The organism is Microbulbifer maximicatervae (SeqCode) (assembly GCF_056232625.1).
In genome coordinates this window covers 3719361-3737999 of record NZ_CP174324.1, presented here as the reverse complement: position 1 = coordinate 3737999, position 18639 = coordinate 3719361, and the positions used below count along the sequence as shown (strand labels likewise).

18 protein-coding genes are annotated in these 18639 nt (G+C 46.8%); 14 read left to right on the top strand and 4 right to left on the bottom strand.

Features of this window, described 5'->3' with window-relative positions:
- Window positions 1–170 precede the first annotated feature (170 nt).
- Together ACJJI6_RS16260 and ACJJI6_RS16255 are read right to left on the bottom strand one after the other, a co-directional pair.
- Window positions 171–1583, bottom strand: a complete 1413-nt coding sequence (locus ACJJI6_RS16260) for a nicotinate phosphoribosyltransferase (RefSeq protein ID WP_475711248.1) — start codon at window positions 1581–1583, stop codon at window positions 171–173.
- 37 nt (window positions 1584–1620) lie between these two features.
- A complete protein-coding gene (locus tag ACJJI6_RS16255) occupies window positions 1621–1758 on the bottom strand; it encodes a hypothetical protein (protein ID WP_475711246.1) in 138 nt (45 codons plus the stop codon).
- A gap of 559 nt (window positions 1759–2317) precedes the next feature.
- On the opposite strand from ACJJI6_RS16255, the gene ACJJI6_RS16250 reads away from it, so the two are divergent.
- The 7 genes from ACJJI6_RS16250 (at window position 2318) to ACJJI6_RS16220 (ending at window position 8230) form a co-directional block, all read left to right on the top strand.
- Complete coding sequence (locus ACJJI6_RS16250; RefSeq protein WP_475711244.1) at window positions 2318–2980, top strand: PspA/IM30 family protein; 663 nt, start codon at window positions 2318–2320, stop codon at window positions 2978–2980.
- Window positions 2980–3633: a YqiJ family protein gene (locus ACJJI6_RS16245; protein WP_475711243.1), complete on the top strand. Its 654-nt coding sequence runs from the start codon at window positions 2980–2982 to the stop codon at window positions 3631–3633. The genes ACJJI6_RS16250 and ACJJI6_RS16245 overlap by 1 nt, the downstream gene beginning before the upstream one ends.
- Window positions 3634–5343 (top strand): flotillin family protein, encoded by a 1710-nt coding sequence (locus tag ACJJI6_RS16240; RefSeq protein ID WP_475711241.1) that lies wholly within the window; start codon window positions 3634–3636, stop codon window positions 5341–5343. It abuts the gene before it with no gap.
- A 121-nt stretch (window positions 5344–5464) separates the two neighbouring features.
- Window positions 5465–6028: a TFIIB-type zinc ribbon-containing protein gene (locus ACJJI6_RS16235; RefSeq protein ID WP_475711240.1), complete on the top strand. Its 564-nt coding sequence runs from the start codon at window positions 5465–5467 to the stop codon at window positions 6026–6028.
- Window positions 6029–6439: 411 nt separating this feature from the next.
- Window positions 6440–6808, top strand: a complete 369-nt coding sequence (locus tag ACJJI6_RS16230) for a hypothetical protein (RefSeq protein WP_475711238.1) — start codon at window positions 6440–6442, stop codon at window positions 6806–6808.
- Window positions 6809–6950: 142 nt separating this feature from the next.
- On the top strand, window positions 6951–7904 hold the full coding sequence (locus ACJJI6_RS16225; protein WP_475711236.1) for a DnaJ C-terminal domain-containing protein: 954 nt from the start codon (window positions 6951–6953) through the stop codon (window positions 7902–7904).
- A 5-nt stretch (window positions 7905–7909) separates the two neighbouring features.
- Window positions 7910–8230, top strand: a complete 321-nt coding sequence (locus ACJJI6_RS16220) for a chaperone modulator CbpM (protein WP_413665909.1) — start codon at window positions 7910–7912, stop codon at window positions 8228–8230.
- A 6-nt stretch (window positions 8231–8236) separates the two neighbouring features.
- Here ACJJI6_RS16220 and ACJJI6_RS16215 read toward each other — a convergent pair whose 3' ends face one another.
- On the bottom strand, window positions 8237–9223 hold the full coding sequence (locus ACJJI6_RS16215) for a glycerophosphodiester phosphodiesterase family protein (protein ID WP_475711235.1): 987 nt from the start codon (window positions 9221–9223) through the stop codon (window positions 8237–8239).
- A gap of 138 nt (window positions 9224–9361) precedes the next feature.
- Window positions 9362–10342, bottom strand: a complete 981-nt coding sequence (locus ACJJI6_RS16210) for a calcium/sodium antiporter (RefSeq protein WP_413663970.1) — start codon at window positions 10340–10342, stop codon at window positions 9362–9364.
- Between the two features lie 348 nt (window positions 10343–10690).
- Between ACJJI6_RS16210 and ACJJI6_RS16205 the strand changes: the two genes are divergently transcribed.
- The 7 genes from ACJJI6_RS16205 (at window position 10691) to ACJJI6_RS16175 (ending at window position 18598) form a co-directional block, all read left to right on the top strand.
- Window positions 10691–10942 carry a hypothetical protein gene (locus tag ACJJI6_RS16205; RefSeq protein WP_413663971.1) on the top strand — a complete coding sequence of 84 codons (252 nt, stop codon included), beginning with the start codon at window positions 10691–10693 and terminating at the stop codon, window positions 10940–10942.
- Window positions 10943–11216: 274 nt separating this feature from the next.
- Window positions 11217–12296 (top strand): 4-hydroxyphenylpyruvate dioxygenase, encoded by a 1080-nt coding sequence (gene hppD / locus ACJJI6_RS16200; RefSeq protein WP_444906715.1) that lies wholly within the window; start codon window positions 11217–11219, stop codon window positions 12294–12296.
- Between the two features lie 14 nt (window positions 12297–12310).
- Window positions 12311–12871 carry a VOC family protein gene (locus tag ACJJI6_RS16195; protein WP_252084079.1) on the top strand — a complete coding sequence of 187 codons (561 nt, stop codon included), beginning with the start codon at window positions 12311–12313 and terminating at the stop codon, window positions 12869–12871.
- Window positions 12868–13875, top strand: coding sequence for a fumarylacetoacetate hydrolase family protein (locus tag ACJJI6_RS16190; protein ID WP_475711233.1), 1008 nt, complete (start codon window positions 12868–12870; stop codon window positions 13873–13875). The genes ACJJI6_RS16195 and ACJJI6_RS16190 overlap by 4 nt, the downstream gene beginning before the upstream one ends.
- 641 nt (window positions 13876–14516) lie before the next feature.
- Window positions 14517–15254, top strand: coding sequence for a YopT-type cysteine protease domain-containing protein (locus ACJJI6_RS16185; protein WP_444915058.1), 738 nt, complete (start codon window positions 14517–14519; stop codon window positions 15252–15254).
- Between the two features lie 616 nt (window positions 15255–15870).
- Window positions 15871–16608 (top strand): YopT-type cysteine protease domain-containing protein, encoded by a 738-nt coding sequence (locus ACJJI6_RS16180; protein ID WP_475711232.1) that lies wholly within the window; start codon window positions 15871–15873, stop codon window positions 16606–16608.
- A gap of 205 nt (window positions 16609–16813) precedes the next feature.
- Window positions 16814–18598 (top strand): DUF885 domain-containing protein, encoded by a 1785-nt coding sequence (locus tag ACJJI6_RS16175; protein ID WP_475711230.1) that lies wholly within the window; start codon window positions 16814–16816, stop codon window positions 18596–18598.
- The last annotated feature ends 41 nt before the right edge of the window (window positions 18599–18639 follow it).

Genomic DNA, 18639 nt, shown 5'->3' with positions numbered 1-18639 from the left:
GCACTCTCTGCGGGTACTTATTGTTATTACGACTGACGCTGGAGGCCTTGTGTGCACGGAGGTCAGACTTTGGATACGCACAACTAACAGGACCAACCTAAAGTTGTAAAGTACTCGCTCGGTAAAGTGAAGTTTCGTAGGGGTAAGACGTTGTGAGGGTGGAAAGGGATTCAAAGGTCAGCATTTCTTCGAACTTTGTCGAAAGTAATATCCTTTAGCAGGATACCGTTGCGGTAAACGGGCCTCAGCAGGTTAGCCTCTGATTTTAGGTCGCTCTGCGCAATAGTTCGAAGTGCACCATCATCGCCGCGAATCAAGGCAAGGCGGCCACCCTTGGACCTTTTCTCGGGTCCGGTTCTCGGATTCTTAAAAATATCGTACCAACTGCCATTGATACAGATAGCGCTGGCTTTCATTGCAAATCCCATCATATCGCGGTCAACTTTTTGTAGTAATCCTCCGCCCATACCAAAGGTCAGATTTTCTGTGCTTTGATTGTTTTCTTTCATTGCTTGGAGAATTTTCGGGATTACAAAGCGGGTGATACCGTCTCCTTGTATAACGCGAATAAAGGGGGGTAGTAATCGATACCCTTTTTTATTCTTCTGCGAGCCAAATATCCGCATCAACCTTTCTATTGCTTCTATCACGACTTCTTCTGGGTTGCCGGAGTCAGGCCTTATTACTAATGTGCCGCCACTGTGAGTAACTTTATCCTTTAATTTTTTTCCCCAGATATTCTCTATAGCATTCCACAAATCGTAGCTATCGCTGACAACAGCCACAGTTTTTCCTTCCCCAGAAAATTGCTCAAGTATATTATGGTAAGCATCTTCCTCATGCTGTTGTCCCCAAGCGATAATTGTGCTGTGTTCAGCGGCGGGAATGGAAGCTCCAGGTACAGCGGCGTTGTAAAATCTTTTTGCGGCTAATATTCCGGATATCGTATCAGTCCCCTTAAAATTAACTAAGTGAGCCATACCTCCCAGCATGGCTGTTTCGAGACTGCTGGCTCCCCGAGCCCCGAAATCATGTAAACGAAATTCCAGCGTATCCAGATTTTCCGCTGTTTCAAATAAATACTGTGAGATAATTTTCTTTATTTCTCGGCTCTGGGTAGCTACGGTTGATGGATACCAGATGCTCCGTAAAAGTGCGGTCTCAATATAAGTAGTGAGCCAAAAGCATGAAGGGCAGGTATTGACAATCTGAGCTAAAACATTGGTTACTGGAATGACTTGTCCTTCTTCTATCGCTGTAATTTCAAGAGGCATTAAACCATTATGGTCATTTAAAATATGATTCCATCCATCACGGTTAAATGGTAGTCCATGGGGGTTTAAAATATTTTCAGCTTCATCAATGTGATGAGAACTGATGGAGGTGCTCAGGTACTGCTTGATAAACGCCTGCAAGCCAAAGAATACCGTCGACGCAAATTCACCACCACGACACTCTACATAACTACTAATGTGTGATGTTCCTGGGGGGTACTGCAGATAATGACTAGTTTTATAGCTATCGACATTGAGAATAGGATTTCCCAAGCACTGAAAGGATAAATTAGAACTGGGCGCGTTCATATTTCCAAAACCATAAGTTGGCGTCGATTTTATGCCACTATTTGCCTGTTGTTATAGCGTGTAATTGATTTTTGAATTGTATGCCAACCACAATGTTCAGTTTTACAGCGCTAATAGCTGCTACTTTAGCAAAGCATAAAAGCAAGCGACCCACGATTAAAAACTCGTCATCCACTCACTTTACCTCCTATTGATTGACCTACTCTATTGGTGTGTGTACATTTATATGCATGTGAGGCAAAGGAACGTCATGCTCAATGGAATCCAGTAAATTTTGGCGTGTTTACCGGTGGATGACTATGCCTACCTTGGTGTCGATCGATCACAGTAGCGCTGTCACACAAAGTAAAAAATGCGCAAATTGGTTGCTGTAGAGAGAGGTTCGGCAGAGCAAAAAATCTGCCCGGTCATAACTTTCCTGTGTAGAAGCGCTCCTTCCATTAATGACTTGTTGTTTGGGAAAAAGTCATCGCAGTTTACTTATTGGAATGATATTGGAATTGCTCGTAGAGAATACGGCATTGATATAATTTAGTATTGATTCCAATCCTATTGAGCTACTTATAAAAACTCTGCTGCAGACTCCTAATACTTTGCAGAAAAATTGTCTTGTCGTCACAGCAGGAAAACATAAACAGTATCCATGGTGAGAGATTGGATACTGTTTCGACATCACTTGAAATTTGTAGCTAATGATAAGGTGGATTCTTGTATTTGGGAGCAGGAGATAAGTTATGAGTGAAGGGTTTATAAAGCGCATATCACGTTTAATCTCTGTGTCCGCCAATGCCGTCGTGGACTCGGTTGAAGCCACTGCACCAGAGTCAGTGATGGAGCAGGCAATTCGGGAGGTGGATGATGCAATTGCAGATGTGCGAGATCAGCTAGGGAAAGTTGAGGCATCCAAGTATCTAAATAGTAGAGCGTTAAGCGATGAAAATGCTCGTCATAAGCGTTTAGCTGAACAAATTGATATTGCTATAAATGAAGGTCGTGATGATTTGGCTGAAGTCGCGATTGCCAAACAAATGGATATTGAGGCGCAACTTCCAATTTTAGAAAAAGCGATCAATGAAAATGAGATAGAAATAAAGGAACTAGGTTCCTATATTCTTGCCCTGCAAGGTAAGAAACGTGAAATGCGTGAACAATTACAAGAATTTATTGCAATCAATAAAAAGGTAGGTAGTAGAGTTACTGCGGATGAATATGGCAGAGATAGAAAGCCAAAAGCCCAGGTAGAACAAGCTACCGATGCATTTAATCGAGCAGTAGGTAATACAGCTATATCGACATTCGACTCTGGGATAGATGCCAGCAAATTAGCAGAACTTGAGGAGTTCGCGCGAAATAATCGTGTGAAAGAACGTTTAGCCAAGATTAAATCGGGGGGCTGATGATATTTTTATTGCAAGACCAAAACCTGATCTTTACCGGTGCGCTGATTTTAATGTTTATGATAGCGCTTCTTGAAGGCGTCATGACATTGATTGGTGTTGGTATTTCAGATTTACTGGATAATTTATTACCAGATTTTGATGTTGACGTGCCAGATACAGGGTTGTCTGGGGAGATGACTAAGCTGCTTGGGTGGTTGCGTTTCGGTGAAGTTCCTGCACTTATACTGTTAGTAACTTTTCTGGTTAGCTTTGGAGTGACCGGCCTAGTAGCCCAAATGCTCATAGAGTCTCTTGTTGGATATTTATTGCCAGGCGGTTTACTTGCTGTGGCAGTCTTTTTTCTTGCGTTACCTCAAGTACGTTTTGTTGGCAACATTATGCGGCGCTTTGCTGTGGGTGATGAATCCGAGGCAGTTAAGAGAAATTCCTTTATTGGCCGCGTAGCTATTATTACGATCGGTAAAGCAGAAATCGGTTCACCAGCAGAAGCACGTTTTAGTGATGAATACGGAACTACACATTATGTGATGGTGGAACCGGATGAAAGTGAAACATTTAATCAGGGGGATAAGGTGTTACTGGTTGAAGAGCTGGGAGCACATTTTCGAGTAACACGCCCCAGCAGCATACATCTTATAGAGAATAACTAAATGGAGAAGCTAGCAGTGATAGGAAATTTTTCGTTTTTATTATTTATTGGCGGTACCATATTAGTGGCCTTGATTGTTAGCGGGGCTATATTTGCACGCCTGTATACCAGAGCCTCGAAAGAGCGCTCATTTGTACGGACCGGTATGGGCGGGCAAAAGGTTATTATGAATGGTGGCGCACCTGTATTTCCGGTTTTGCATGAAATCATTCCGGTAAACATGAACACTTTGCGTCTGGCGGTTTCCCGTAAAGAGCATCAAGCGCTGATTACCAAGGACCGCATGCGTGTTGATGTACTTGCTGAATTTTATCTGCGAGTAAAGCCGGATGTAGATGCGATAGCTAATGCTGCACAGACTTTGGGGCTGCGTACTTTAGACCCCGAAGCGTTAAAGGAAATGATCGAGGGTAAATTTGTTGATGCATTGCGCTCGGTAGCTGCAGAAATGGAAATGGCGGAGCTACACGAGCAGCGCAGCCAGTTTGTACAAAAAGTTCAGCAGGTAGTTTCCGAAGATCTATTAAAAAATGGATTGGAACTCGAGGCTGTATCTTTGACCGGTTTGGATCAAACCCATAAAGAATTCTTCAATCAGGATAATGTGTTTGATGCCGAGGGCCTCGCCAGCATGACCCGCTCTATTGAGGTGCGCCGTAAAGAGGTCAATGATGTAGAACAGGAAACCATGGTACAGATCGAGAAGAAAAACCTCGAAGCTGAACGCCAGAAATTAGAAATTGAAAAAGAAAAACGTTACGCACGTCTGGAGCAACAGCGCGAGCTGGAAAATCGCGAAGCTGCCCAGAAGGCGGATATTGCCCGTGAACTAGCTGAGCAGGAGCGCGCAGCACGCAAGGCTGAAATTGAAGCTCAGCGCGAAGTGAGCCAATCTCAAATTGCTGCGGAACAGGCAACTAAGTTACTGGAAATCGAGAAAGAGCGTCGCTTGAAAGAGCAAGAGATTGAAGGTGAGCGTATTCTCGATGAGCAGCGTATTTCCAAAGAGAAATCAGTGGAAATTGCCAAGCAGGAACGTGCAATTGCTGTTGCAGAAAAGTCTAAAGAGCAATCTCTTGCGGACCAACAGGCTAACGTAGCTCGAGCTGAAGCAGTAAAAGCCGAAGAGCAAGTTCGCACAGCTCAGGATGTTGAAGTTGCCGAGCGTGATAAGCGCATTGAAATTATTGAAGCTCAAAAAGTAGCGGAACGTCAGGCCACGGGTATTAAAGTAATGGCCGATGCGGAGAAAGCGGCTGCTGAAGATAAGGCCGAAGCGTTGCGCTTGCAGGCTGCAGCTGAAGCTGAGGCTATTCGTATTAAAGTTGAAGCTGATCGTGAAAAATATGCAGTGGACGCTGAGGGTCAGCGCCTGATGAATGAAGCCTATAACAGCCTCAATGAAGCCCAAATTGCCCTTAAGAAGGTCCTCAGTCTGCACGAAAATCTGCCCAATATTATCCGTGAAAGCGTTAAGCCGATGGAAAGTATTGAGGGAATGAAAATTATCTCTGTTGAGGGCTTAAATGGTATTGATGGTAGAGCAAGCAGCGGAGTTTTAGATGGTGATGCTGAATCCAAAGGACAAAGCTTGCCTGAAGCTCTGGTTGGTAGTGCTCTAAAACATCGGGCTATGGCTCCACTGGTAGACTCACTCTTAAAAGAAGCTGGAGTTGGTGACCTGAATAAGACCACTGAGATTGATAGTTAGAGCAACGTACATTTTTTTAAATTATATAGTACAAAACTCACTATTATTTTGGAAATAAATGATTCTTATAGCCCGGATCTAAATAGGTAGATCCGGGTTATTTTTTATTAAGGTGCAAAATATGAAGCGCTGTACCAGCTGTAAAGATGGCGTTCTTAAACCAGGATTTATCGAAGAGTTATTTCGTGGATATACTTGTTCTTCCTGTGAGGGTAACTGGATTCTTATTGAAGATTACTTAAGCTGGAAAAGACAAAATCCTGAATACAAATTTTCAGAAGATATTAGTAATCTGAATGATGTAGTTTCCGAAGATACTAAGCGAGCTATCTTGTGCCCGGTGTCTGGCTCCATAATGCAAAAGATAAAAATTATAGCTAGTAGTGAACATCGTATTGATTACAGTACTGTTGTCGGTGGAGTCTGGTTAGATAAAGGCGAATGGGATTTACTAAAAGCTGAAGGGCTTGCTGGCTCACTTAACTTTTTAGTTACTCATGAATGGCAGAAAAAGATCAGGGAGAACAAGGCCCAAGAGACTTTTTCTGAAATGTATCGGAGTAAATTTGGAGATGACTTATATGATAAAGCTAAAGAAGTTCGCAAGTGGCTGAATTCAACCGAACAGAAAGCAGATGTTTTGGCCTATTTAAATGCGGAAGATCCTTACTCGGCTGAACGATAGTCTCCGATAGAGGTTGTTTTTTGGGGAACCAAAGAAAATTTGGTTCTCTGTTAAATACATTAATATATTTTTTATAAGTAGAAGTTGAGTAGTTGTAGTTAAATTCCTTTAACTTATCTATATATCTATCCTCTTTATTCTTGCCTTATTCGAATAATGTTAGTTATAAAGTGGCTTTGGATCTCAGTTTTTTTGGCTGTTCATTGATTCCAAGTATCCGGAACAAGTGTCTCCTTTGAAATTTCATGCTATTGGATATTAGTTTAATTATATTGATAGCCAGTTCATATTATTTATCTAATTTGTATTTTTGTTGTTATGGGAAGTGTTTATTGGCGGTGATAGCATCATTAACGAGGTTTGTTGTTTTTGGTTTATCAATTAATAATAAATAATCTTAAGGTTCTACAAATGAATGTCAAAAAAATATTAATAGTACTGTCTTTGCTGGTTGGCTCCGCCGTTGCATTGCCTGCATTTTCTGCTGATCTTAAATGCAACCTTAACGTCAAAGCTGGGGGGCAAGTAATTGGCAACGGAACAAATCGTTGTGGTGGTTTGGATTTTAGTTTTGGAACCTCGACTTCAGGAAGCTGGGAAATAGTAAATATTACAAAATCTATAGATTATGTGAATTGGATTAAAGGTTGTAGCTCTGGTTTGTACTGTTCTGTGACAGTGCGAGCTTATGCCTCAAACCCTGCTGAGGTCTATATTCACTATACCGATGGGTCTATCGAGTATCTAGATGGATCAATGTTTTACGAGACTGGTTATTAATACTGCAGCTTGGCGTCGTTTATCTAATCGGCGCCATATTATTAAATCTTAGTTGAAGGGGGAGGATCTCAACTAACCTTCTTACCGATTTTATATCATAAATATATGGCGAATCCCGTCACCATCGGCTTTTATTAAAGCCATGGAATACAAGGACTATTACAAAATACTTGGCCTGGATCGGAGTGCGGATCAGGCACAGATTAAGCGTGCCTATCGAAAATTAGCACGTAAATATCATCCGGATGTCAGTAAAGAGGAGGGCGCCGAAGAACACTTTAAGGAAGTAAATGAGGCCTATGAAGTATTGAAGGACCCAGAGAAGCGAGCTGCTTACGATCAGCTCGGCAGTGGTTTTCAGTCTGGCCAGGATTTTCGACCGCCCCCCAATTGGGACCAGGGTTTTGAGTTTCACGGTGGTGGATATACCGAAGCTGATCCTGAAGCTTTTAGTGACTTCTTTGAAAGCTTGTTTGGCCGTGGCGGGTTTCGTCAGGCTTATGGGCAGGGGCAGCGCCGCTCTTACAGTGCCCAGGGTGAAAATACCTATGCCCGCATCACAGTAGATCTCGAAGATAGTTATCGTGGCGGTACACGCCAAGTAACCTTAAAGCACTCGGTATTGGGTGCAGATGGGCGACCGCAACTGCGTGAGCGCACTCTTAATATAAAAATTCCCAAGGGGATCACTGAAGGGCAACAGATTCGCTTGGCTGGACAGGGTGAGCCTGGCATTGGAGAAGGTAAGCCAGGTGATCTCTACCTGGAAATTGCTTTCAACTCTCATCCCCTTTTCCATACAGAAGGTAAAACGGTTTACCTGGATTTGCCTTTGGCTCCCTGGGAGATAATGCTTGGAGCCAAGGTTCAGGTACCCACTCCCGATGGTCCCATTAAAGTGACCATTCCAGCAAACAGCACCAACGGTAAAAAACTGCGCCTCAAGGGCCGCGGTATCCCGGCAAAGCAGCCGGGGGATATGTATATAGTGATGCAAACTGTTACGCCGCCAGCCACTACTGATAATGAACGCGAGGCATACCGTCAGTTTGGCGACGCATTCAACTTCAATCCGCGTCAGTCCATGGGAGGATAATTGTGATGCCTAAAAAGGTTGAGCAGCTTAGCGGTGTTCTCCTGGATGAAGAGAGTGAGTTAACTTTGAGTGAACTGTGTCGGGCTTGTGGTGTGCCGGCGGAGCGCATCATTGCCTTGGTTGAGGAGGGAATTATTGAGCCGCGTAGCAGGGAAGTGCAGTGGCGCTTTAGCGGAATTTGTGTGCGCCGGGTGCGCCGGGTTTACAGCCTGGAGCGAGATCTGGGGGTAAATCTTGCCGGCGCTGCATTAGCGATAGAGCTGCTGGAAGAAATAGAGCGTCTTCAGGCGCATCTGGCACGGCTGGAGAAAGGTCGAAAACGCTAAGGTTATCTATTGTCTTGCTTGTAGATATGGGCCAATCAGTTCGATCTTCTCAATCCAAATAGCTCCGCTGTACCCTTCGGGTAGAAAACTGAGTTCTTCCGGTGTGTAAATACCGGGCAAGCCCCGCTTGCCATTTTTATGGTCCACTGCCATCACCAAGCTATTGGCTTTGGTCACTCGTTCAGAGTAGCGATTGGGCCAACCCCACAAAGCCCATCGCCAGGTATTGGGTGCAACAACAATACTGTTCCGGCAAGACTCAGGAAAGTAGCCACTCCAACCGAATAGTGCATATTGCAGAGCACATTGTTTGGCGCTTGTCTTGCTGAAGGCCAATGCATTTGGCCGTAACTGGCGCATCCTTTCAATTGGGCGATCGCCACCGTAGACCATAAGCCGGGAATTAATAGGCAATTGGTGTTGCCGAAGATAGTTATCCAATCGCTCTGCTTCTGTTGGATCATTACTCTTAATATTGATCAGAAACTGCTTGCCGGGAAAGTGCAGCAAGACCTCTTTTAAAGTGGGAAGTAAACCCACCCCCTGGCCACGAAAGGGAAATGTCTTGCCGCCATCAAAGGTATAGCCGTAACCAATATCCAGCTTTTTTAAGTCCTTGATGGACTGTTCCCGGGTGACACCTGTTCCATCCGTGCGGCAGTCTAGGGTCCAGTCATGAAATACTGCGAAGTCGCCATCAATGGTGGGATGGACATCGATTTCGACAATGTCCGCGCCATGAGAAAAGGCAGCTTCCATAGAAGGAATAGTGTTTTCCAGATAGCGGTGTTCCGGGGTATAGATACGGACTGCGGTGCATTCGTCACGGGTCAAATTATCCCGGTTGTAAGTTTGGTAGACGCCGCGATGGGCAATCAGGATCGGTTCCCCTTGCTGGGCTGTCGCCAGCCAAGAGGCATTGAGTAGGTAAATTGCACCGAGTCCAAATAGGGCTGTTAGCGCTACGGTTTTGCCAATGGTGCTTCTCTTCATCAAGCTGCTCTGCACTTTTCCTTGGTAGGTGTTGCAGATATTAGTCAGTTTTTGGGAAGAGAAATGGGCGCAGAGGTGGCGAATTATGGTGAATTCAGGCAGTAACTATGGGGTGGTGCGGCACCACCCCGAATATTATCAGAGTGCAGCTTTGGTAATGGTTCCTACCAGGTAGCCGGTATATACGAGGTAAGCCATTAGCAGCGCGGAGCCTTCCCAGCGATTGATTCGGCCCTGGCCTTTGAAGCCGTAGGCAAAAATAAACAGGGCAATTGTGAGGCCCAGAACCATCGGCCAGTCCCGGGACAGCACCTCGTGGGGTACGTTGTTCATGGGAGCAATGGTGCCGGCAATGCCAACCACCGCCAGCAGATTGAACATATTGGAGCCGACAACGTTACCGATGGCGATATCGTGCTCACCTTTTCGTGCGGCCACTAAAGTTGCGGCCAGTTCCGGCAGTGAGGTTCCCAGGGCAACAATAGTCAGGCCTATCACCAGGTCACTGACCCCCAAAGATTCGGCAATGGTTACTGCTCCCCATACGAGGATTCGGGAGCTGACAATCAATAGTACCAGCCCCGCTACCAACCAAAATATGGCAGTTCCGAGTGGCATAGGGTTGTCTTCCAGCTCAGTTTCTACTTCTCCCTCAAGCTGGTCACCTTTATTGCGCATGGCAGAAAAGATACTCCAGCCGATCAAGGCGAAGAAACCGAATAACAGAACAATACCCTCCCAGCGCTCCAAGCGGTCATTCCACAGGAAGGCACCACTGAGCAGGGTGATTGCCAGCAGCAGTGGCAGCTCTTTACGCACAATCTTTGAGTGTACCGATAGTGGGATCAGCAGGGCACTGAAACCGAGAATCAAACCGGTATTGGCAATATTGGAACCGTAGGCATTACCCAGGGCGAGGCCGGGGTTGCCATTCAAGGCGGCAATGGCTGAGACCACCATCTCCGGAGCGGAAGTACCGAAGCCGACAATCACCATGCCTATTAACAGTGTGGGCATGCCGCAATGTTTAGCAGTGGCGGCAGCTCCATCCACAAAACGATCGGCACTCCAGACCAGCACAATAAAGCCAGCAATGATGGCAGCAGCGGCGAGAAGCATAGGGGGTCCTCAATAAATACATTCAGGCGGGGTTTTTACCCGACAAACGGGGGCCGATTGTACCGGCTCTGACAAATACAAAAAGGTATTCAGTTATTTGGATGGGCTGTCAGGGGCAAATTAACGTAAATGTCCCGTCAGTCAGATGGTTTCGCTGCCAGTGTGGGCTACAGTCAATGCATGGCCCGGTAAATCTGCAGGGTGGTAATGGGATGGCGCGCCTAATCGCAAAATCCCTGAGCTGGTGGAGATGTCGGGTAAATCTACGCGGGTCGCACAAAGCAATGCGCGGCAGATTCCGCGATATCCATGTCACCGGCCGCTAAGCCGGGTATTTAGGAGGCCTTTATGAGACTCAAAGCTTCAATTGGGATACTGGCCGCGGCGATGGTTTTGACCCTGTCTGCCTGCGAACAGCGCAAGAAAGATGAAGGGATGGACGGCAATAAAGGAATGGGCACCGCTGAAACCGGTTGCTGCCAGCATGCCGAAAATGCCTGTGCTGGAGATGTGAGCAAATCCCAGTGCGACCAGATGACCGGCAAGTTTCACAAGGATCATATGTGTCGTACCGATACCGGTAAATGCACGCGTAAGTAAGGTCGGCTGTGCACGGGTGTGGCGCAACCACTGTGTCGCACCCGGCTCCCGATTACTCTCCCGATCCTGTCCAAGGACCCGTTGCCAGCTGGTTATTCTCCCAGGCGCTAGCTTTGGAGGCTGGTGACTAAAAACACTCTTCTAGTACTCATTTTTTAGCTGATCCAGAGTTCCTTGACATTAGTTACATCTGCAACTAACTTCGTTTGCGCTTTAAATCCACAATCCGCAGCCCCGCTTTGAAGTGCTGCGATGATAAGAAATGGAGGACCGCATGGCCGACTTATTTGAAAACCCGATGGGACTTAACGGCTTCGAATTCGTAGAGTTTACAGCGCCGGAAAAAGGCATCCTTGAAACCGTTTTTACCGCCATGGGCTTTGAGAAAATCGCCCGTCATCGCTCCAAGGCAGTGGAGTTGTGGCGCCAGGGTGATATCAACTTCATCACTAACTACGAGCCCAACAGCCACGCCTATTACTACGCCCAAGAGCACGGTCCCTCCGCTTGTGGCCTTGCCTTCCGCGTAAAAGATGCCAAGTTCGCCTACGAAGAGGCCCTGCGTAAAGGTGCACAGCCTGTTCATGTGAATACTGGCCCGATGGAACTGCACCTGCCGGCAATCAAAGGTATTGGCGGTGCGACCCTGTACATGATTGACCGCTACGAAGATGGTGAGTCCATCTACGATATCGACTTTATCTGGGAAGAGGGCGTAGAGCGCCGCCCCGAAGGTTGTGGTTTCCACACCCTGGATCACCTTACCCACAACGTGTATCGCGGCCGTATGGATTACTGGGCCAAGTATTACGAAGACCTGTTCAACTTCCGCGAGATTCGTTACTTCGATATCAAAGGCGAATACACCGGCCTGCTGTCCAAGGCGATGACTGCACCGGATGGCAAGATCCGTATTCCGCTGAACGAAGAAGCAGCTGGTGGCGGCGGCCAGATCGAAGAGTTCCTGATGAAGTACAACGGCGAAGGTATCCAGCATATCGCCTTTGCTTGTGATGACTTAATTGCCTGTTGGGATCGCCTGAAAGAGCGCGGCATGGAGTTTATGACCCCGCCGCCGGACACCTACTACGAAATGCTGGAAGAGCGCCTGCCTGGGCACGGTGAACCTACTGAAGAATTCCAGAGCCGTGGCATCCTGCTGGATGGCACCACTGAGGGCGGCCAACCACGCCTGCTGCTACAGATTTTCTCCGCTAATATGCTCGGCCCGGTATTCTTTGAGTTTATCCAGCGCAAGGAAGATGAAGGGTTTGGTGAGGGTAACTTTAAGGCCCTGTTCGAATCCATTGAGCGCGACCAGCTCAAGCGTGGCGTCATTAAAGAAAAGGAATAATAACGGAGGCTTCAATGGGCATTAAGCGCATTCACCACGTGGCGTATCGCTGTAGGGACGCCAAGGAGACAGTGGAATTCTACCGCGATCTTCTCGGCATGGACTTCCAGCTGGCCATTGCCGAAAACGAGGTACCCTCAACCGGTGAGCCGGACCCTTACATGCACGTCTTTATGGATGCGGGTATGGGGAATGTGCTTGCCTTCTTCGAAATCCCCAACTCCCCGGAGATGGGGCGCGATGAGAACACACCCAAATGGGTGCAGCATATCGCTTTCGAAGTAGAGTCCATGGAAGAAATGCTTGAGACCAAAGCGCGACTGGAAGCGGCCGGGGTCGACGTACTCGGCCCTACCAATCACACTATCTTCCAGTCGATCTACTTCTTCGACCCCAACGGCCATCGTATCGAGCTGGCCGCCAATACCGCCAAGCCCGGAATGCATAAAGAGCTGAAGCGGGTTGCTGAGGATATGTTGGAAGAGTGGTCACGTACTAAAAAAGCCCCAAGGCACGCCGCCTGGATGCATGGGGAAGAAGAATTTGTGGAAAAAACTGAAGGGGAGGCACAGTGAAGTTAGCCAGCCTTAAATCCGGCCGCGATGGCCAATTGGTTGTTGTTAGCGACGATCTTACCCGTATGGTGCCAGCTGGCGATATTGCCCCCACCATGCAGAGTGCGTTGGACAATTGGGCATCAGTCAGCAGCGAGTTGGAGAAGCTACACGAGCGCCTGCAAAGTGGCGAGATTCAAGGGGAAGCCTTTGACCAAACTCTGTGTGCTTCGCCTTTACCGCGCGCATATCACTGGGCCGACGGTAGTGCTTACGTGAATCATGTTGAGCTGGTGCGCAAAGCCCGCGGTGCCGAGGTGCCGGAGAGCTTCTACAGCGATCCGCTCATGTATCAAGGTGGTTCCGATACCTTCCTGGACCCACGCGAGCCGGTAAAGATGCCGCAAAGCAATGGCTTTGGCATCGACTTCGAGGCAGAAATTGCCGTGATCACCGACGATGTTCCTATGGGGGTGTCCGCTGAGGATGCACTAACCCATATCAAGTTGGTAATGTTGGTCAATGATGTATCCCTGCGCGGATTGATACCTGCGGAACTGGCCAAAGGATTTGGTTTCTACCAGTCCAAACCCTCTAGTGCTTTCTCCCCTGTTTGCGTAACCCCTGAACAGCTGGGTGAAAACTGGAGCGAGGGTAAATTGCATCTGCCACTGGTTTCCCATCTGAATGGTGAGAAGTTTGGCGAGCCCAATGCCGGTGTGGATATGACCTTCCACTTCGGGCAACTGGTCGCCCACGCGGCCAGAACTCGTCCACTTTGCGCAGGCACCATTATTGGCTCTGGAACGGTGTCCAATAAGTTGGATGGCGGCCCCGGTAAGCCTGTAGCAGAAGGTGGTGTTGGTTACAGTTGTATTGCCGAGATTCGCATGATTGAGACCATCCAGAATGGCTCTGCAAGCACGCCATTTATGGACTTTGGAAATACCATTTCAATCGAAATGCTCGATGATCAAGGGCAATCTATCTTTGGACGTATTGAGCAGACTGTAGAGCAGGTTTAACACCGCTTAGCCAAACCTCGACCGGATTTCATCCCCTGGAGTTAACGACCTAGGGACAGAATTTGGTCGAGGCATCTTACCTACCACTTTGCTGTTGAATCATTCCTGCCTAAATTTTTCACAACTAACTTATAGTGCTGTATTGAGTGGCTAAAAGTGTGCTGGCAACGAGACCGGCACAGACGTTGTTGCTTAGTTTTTTATGCAATTTATTGCATAGCTTTTTACTTGCACACCTACTCTAGCAGTTTGCTGTTACAAGCCACTTTTTTAAACTGATGAGTTTTGTAAAAGTGTACTTTCTATAAATTGCTATGCGTCCTATTTGAGATTAAGAATGATAAATATTTATAAGTAAAAATATCTTCTTATCTTTATTTTGTCTTCGCAGTTGGAAATGGATAAATATTGTTTGTTGCCAGATTATTTTCGGCTAATAGATTTCAGCAAAGTAGGATTCAGGCAAGATTAACGCTAGATAAAAAAATAGTGCCAGAGTCGATTTAAAAAGCGCTTTTATACTCTGTTGGCCCTGGAACTTTTCTGGTTCAATGCCCGCCCAATTCACAGGCGCTACAAATTTTCAGTTTTTAAAAAAGGATTTGTGCAGCGTTTTTATCTCATAAAATGAGGGATCGAATATGCCTATTTGGGTCGATAAAACCGTTCTCGCTGTAACTGGAACACGCGTAAACCCCGTACAACAATCTGTAGCCAATCATCGGGGTCAACTGACATACAACTTCAGCCAGTGTAAAGATCCGGTAAAAGCACAAATCACTATTCATGAAGATACTTCCGGTGGTGTTTGTGAAGCGCTTTCCGCTTTTTGGATCAAGCATCACTCTGATGGCGGGAGCTTGTGGGATTGGTTAATGCCTGCGGGTGTACTGGATGAGCAACACTTATTTCACGTAATGACCCTGCAACAGGCGGGCACACAGAATAACCAGGACAGAACTACAGAAGCCTGGCTGAGCACACAAAATATCTTCCCTACAAGTCAAAATGTATTTGGTGGAGCTTTCCCGAATGGCCGGGGAGGAAATACTATTCGGGGTATTCACAATCCCCGTAGAGCACAAGGCCAGAGTGGCGTTTTCTCTCCCAATGCATTGGCCAGGGAGATTATTTTGGATCAGACGGGTGGTGCTGGTTGCTATAAGAAGATAGGCCTTGATGGCACTTTTGCAGGTCATGCAATGGCTGCCTGGGTTGCGCAGGACATTACTTTCTTTGACCCCAACTTTGGTGAATTCTGGTTTGAATCCAGAAATTCCTTCTTTAATTGGTTTACCCAATCATTTTGGCATAACTCTATGTATTCAGTAGGGCTAAGCGGTGGATATGAAGTTCGCTCTTACGCTCGCCGCACATAAATTGGCAGTAGCTGTTTTTAGTGGTTAGCAATCCACTACCAATTTTTTCCTCTTAGCCCTCCCCCCATGGGCGCTCGGCAGCCGGGTTCACCCGGCTGCCTTTTTTAGTTGTTACCACTTCTACCTATTTCACTTCTTATCATTGACTCATTTTCAAGTCGTAATTATCTGGAGGTAATAAGCTCTATCTCTGGAAAGATAAAACCAATTGTCGCCAACTGCAAAAAAATATTTCTATTTAGATAGTTTCCATGTCAGAGGTCAATTTTTTTGCACCAAAAATAGTACCAGAGTCGAATTAAAGGACCTGTGTAATCTGACTGGCAAGCGTAGCTGGGTCTGTTTTAGCATGGAATTAATCTTAAATAGCCATGATATTCTTACCCATAAAAAATAGTGCCAGAGTCAAATAAATATTTGCGCCTCAATCTATTTCGAACTGCTATCTATGGCCTGAGAAAAGAGTGCCAGAGCCGATTTTAAAAAAAAATGGACACCTATCTGCTCTGTAATTTTTCTGTTTCAATCTAATGCATATACCGGAAAGCACTTCTCAGAAGCAATTAACTAATCGCTGAATAAGTGTTTCTACATTGTGAATACAGGGGAGATGGACATGCCGATTTGGTTTGATAAAACAGTACTTGCACTTACCGGGACAAGGGTTGGTCCTGTTCAGAGATCTGTGGCCCAGCACGGTGGCACACTTCAATATAACTTCAGTCAGTGTTTGGACCCGGTGAAGGCACAGATCACCATACACCAGGATACTGCTGGCGGAGTCTGTGAATCTCTGAGTGCCCACTGGATTAAATTTCACGCAGAGGATGGAAGCCTTTGGAATTGGCTATTCCCCAAAAATACATTGAGTGAGCAACATCTTTTTCATGTGATGACCTTGCACCAGATTGGTGGAAATGCACCAAACCAGGATCAGGTCTCAGAGACGTGGCTGCAATCTCACAATATTCTGCCTCTTCAGAATAATGGCGGTGTGGGTATCGCTGGGCCAAATGGTCAGCGCCAAATTCACGTGGTCACAGGCCCTCGTTTAGATCGAGGGCAAACTACTATGCGCAACTCTGCAGCGCTTGCCGATGAAATTATTAGGGAGCCGACGAGAAGCGCTGGCTCTTACAAGAAAATCGGTATTTCAGGTAAGGTGGGTGCCCACGCTATGGCAGCCTGGGTTGCGGAAGATGTACTGTTTTTCGACCCAAATTTTGGAGAATTCTGGTTCCCAACCAAGAACGCATTCCGCAACTGGTTTGTAAACTCTTTCTGGAATACATCTATGTATGCCATTGGTCTGAGTGGGAGCTATGATGTGCGTTGTTATGCGCATGCAACTTAACGGCTAATAGATAGCTTGATTGTATGGCGGAGAGATTTTTATTCCTCCGCCGTTTCTATGGCAGTATTTTTATCCTATAGCCCCCGCCGAGCTTCCTTCGTGTATAGTGCTGGTACAAACTTGTCATTTCTACAATCTTTATAAAGTACTAAATGAACAACTTCTATTGTTCTTCTATGACACTAACAGTGCTACGGAGCCCAGGGTGAAATCCAAGAGATCTTTTATCTGTTACTTAAGGTCCCTCGTAGGATCAATTATTGCCACGAGCCTGATGACTTCCCCGGCCTGGGCCGTGAATGCCACCGAAGAGCTACAAAGTGTGATTGCCGATCATTGGCAGTACACGTTGAGAGAGGATCCGATAACCGCCGGCCGGGTTGGCGTTTCCGATTATAACCACGAGCTCCCCGGGGTAACTGCCAAAGATCGTCAGCGCCGTATTAAAGCAGAGCAGGCCTTTATTAAGCGCCTCGAAGCTATCGACAACAGTAAATTGAGCGCTTCTGATCGAGTAAATAGTGAACTACTTTCTTGGGTCTTAAGCAGTGCGATTGAGTCAAAAGAACTGTACCTCGAGCGAATCCCTCTAAATACATTTTCGAGTTTTTACACCACTGCATTGGAAGCAAACAATGGAGTGGCGATGAGGGATATTGCTGATTACGAAGACTATATCGCTCGTATAGGTCAGTTTGGTCGATACTTCGACGAGAATATTGCGAATATGCGCGAGGGGATTCGTACAGGCTTTGTACTACCCAAAATTGTTGTCGAGGGCATAGCGCCGACCGTGCGGGCTCAGGTATACAAAGACCCGACTAAAAGTAGTCTTTACAAGCCATTTACTGAGATCCCCCAGTTCATAGGTACCGTTGATCAGAAGCGTCTGCAGGAGCAGGGACGTGTTGCCATTGAGCGGGTGGCTATGCCTGCTTTTGAGCGGTTAGCGAGCTTCTTGGAGGGAGAATATCTAAAGGCGGCCACAAAGACTTTGGGTGCTGAACAGATGCCTGGTGGTAGCGATTACTATCGCCACAACATCCGCTACTACGTGACCCTGGATCTGAGCCCTGCGGAGATTCATCGCACGGGCCTTGCCGAAGTGAAGAGAATCCGTGCGGAAATGAAAGCTCTGATCAAGGAGTCAGGCTTTAAAGGCAGCTTTACAGAATTCACCCAATTCCTGCGCACAGACCCACAGTTTTATGCTAAAACGCCGGAACAGTTGCTCAAGGAAACGGCCTATATATCCAAGCGTATTGACTATGTATTGCCAGAGTTCTTTAACTTATTGCCGCGTACTCCCTATGGCGTGGTACCAGTTCCCAGTGAAATAGCACCTAACTACACTACGGCCTCGTATAATCCAGCCGCCATTGGTGGTACTCGCGGTGGTGCCTACTGGTTGAATACTCACGGGCTGGACCAGCGTCCCTTGTATGAGCTACCTGCTCTTACCTTGCATGAGGCTGTGCCGGGCCATCATTTACAGAATGCTCTCTCGCAAGAGCTTGAGAATGTACCGGACTTTCGTCGCAACCTTTACCTGAGCGCTTATGGAGAAGGTTGGGCCCTTTATTCAGAGCGACTAGGTAAAGAGATGGGACTGTACACCACTCCCTACGAGCACTTTGGCCGGCTCAGCTATGAAATGTGGCGTGCCGCGCGGCTTGTAATTGATACTGGCATTCATTCTCAGGGGTGGTCACGACAGCAGGCATTAAACTTTCTTTCCAATAATACATCCCTCTCTCCGGCTAATGTACGTGCAGAAGTAGATCGCTATATATCCTGGCCGGGGCAGGCGCTATCTTACAAGATGGGGGAAATTAAAATTCGACAACTGCGAGCCCTTGCGGAAAAAGAGCTTGGCGATAAGTTTGATTTGCGATCATTTCACGATGCACTGCTAAGTAATGGTGCTTTGCCTCTTTCGATGCTGGAAGAGCAGATGCAGCGCTTTATTGAAGAACAGAAGTCTGCCTAAGCCTACCCTGAATCCCATCACAATCTGTGGGTGGGATTCAA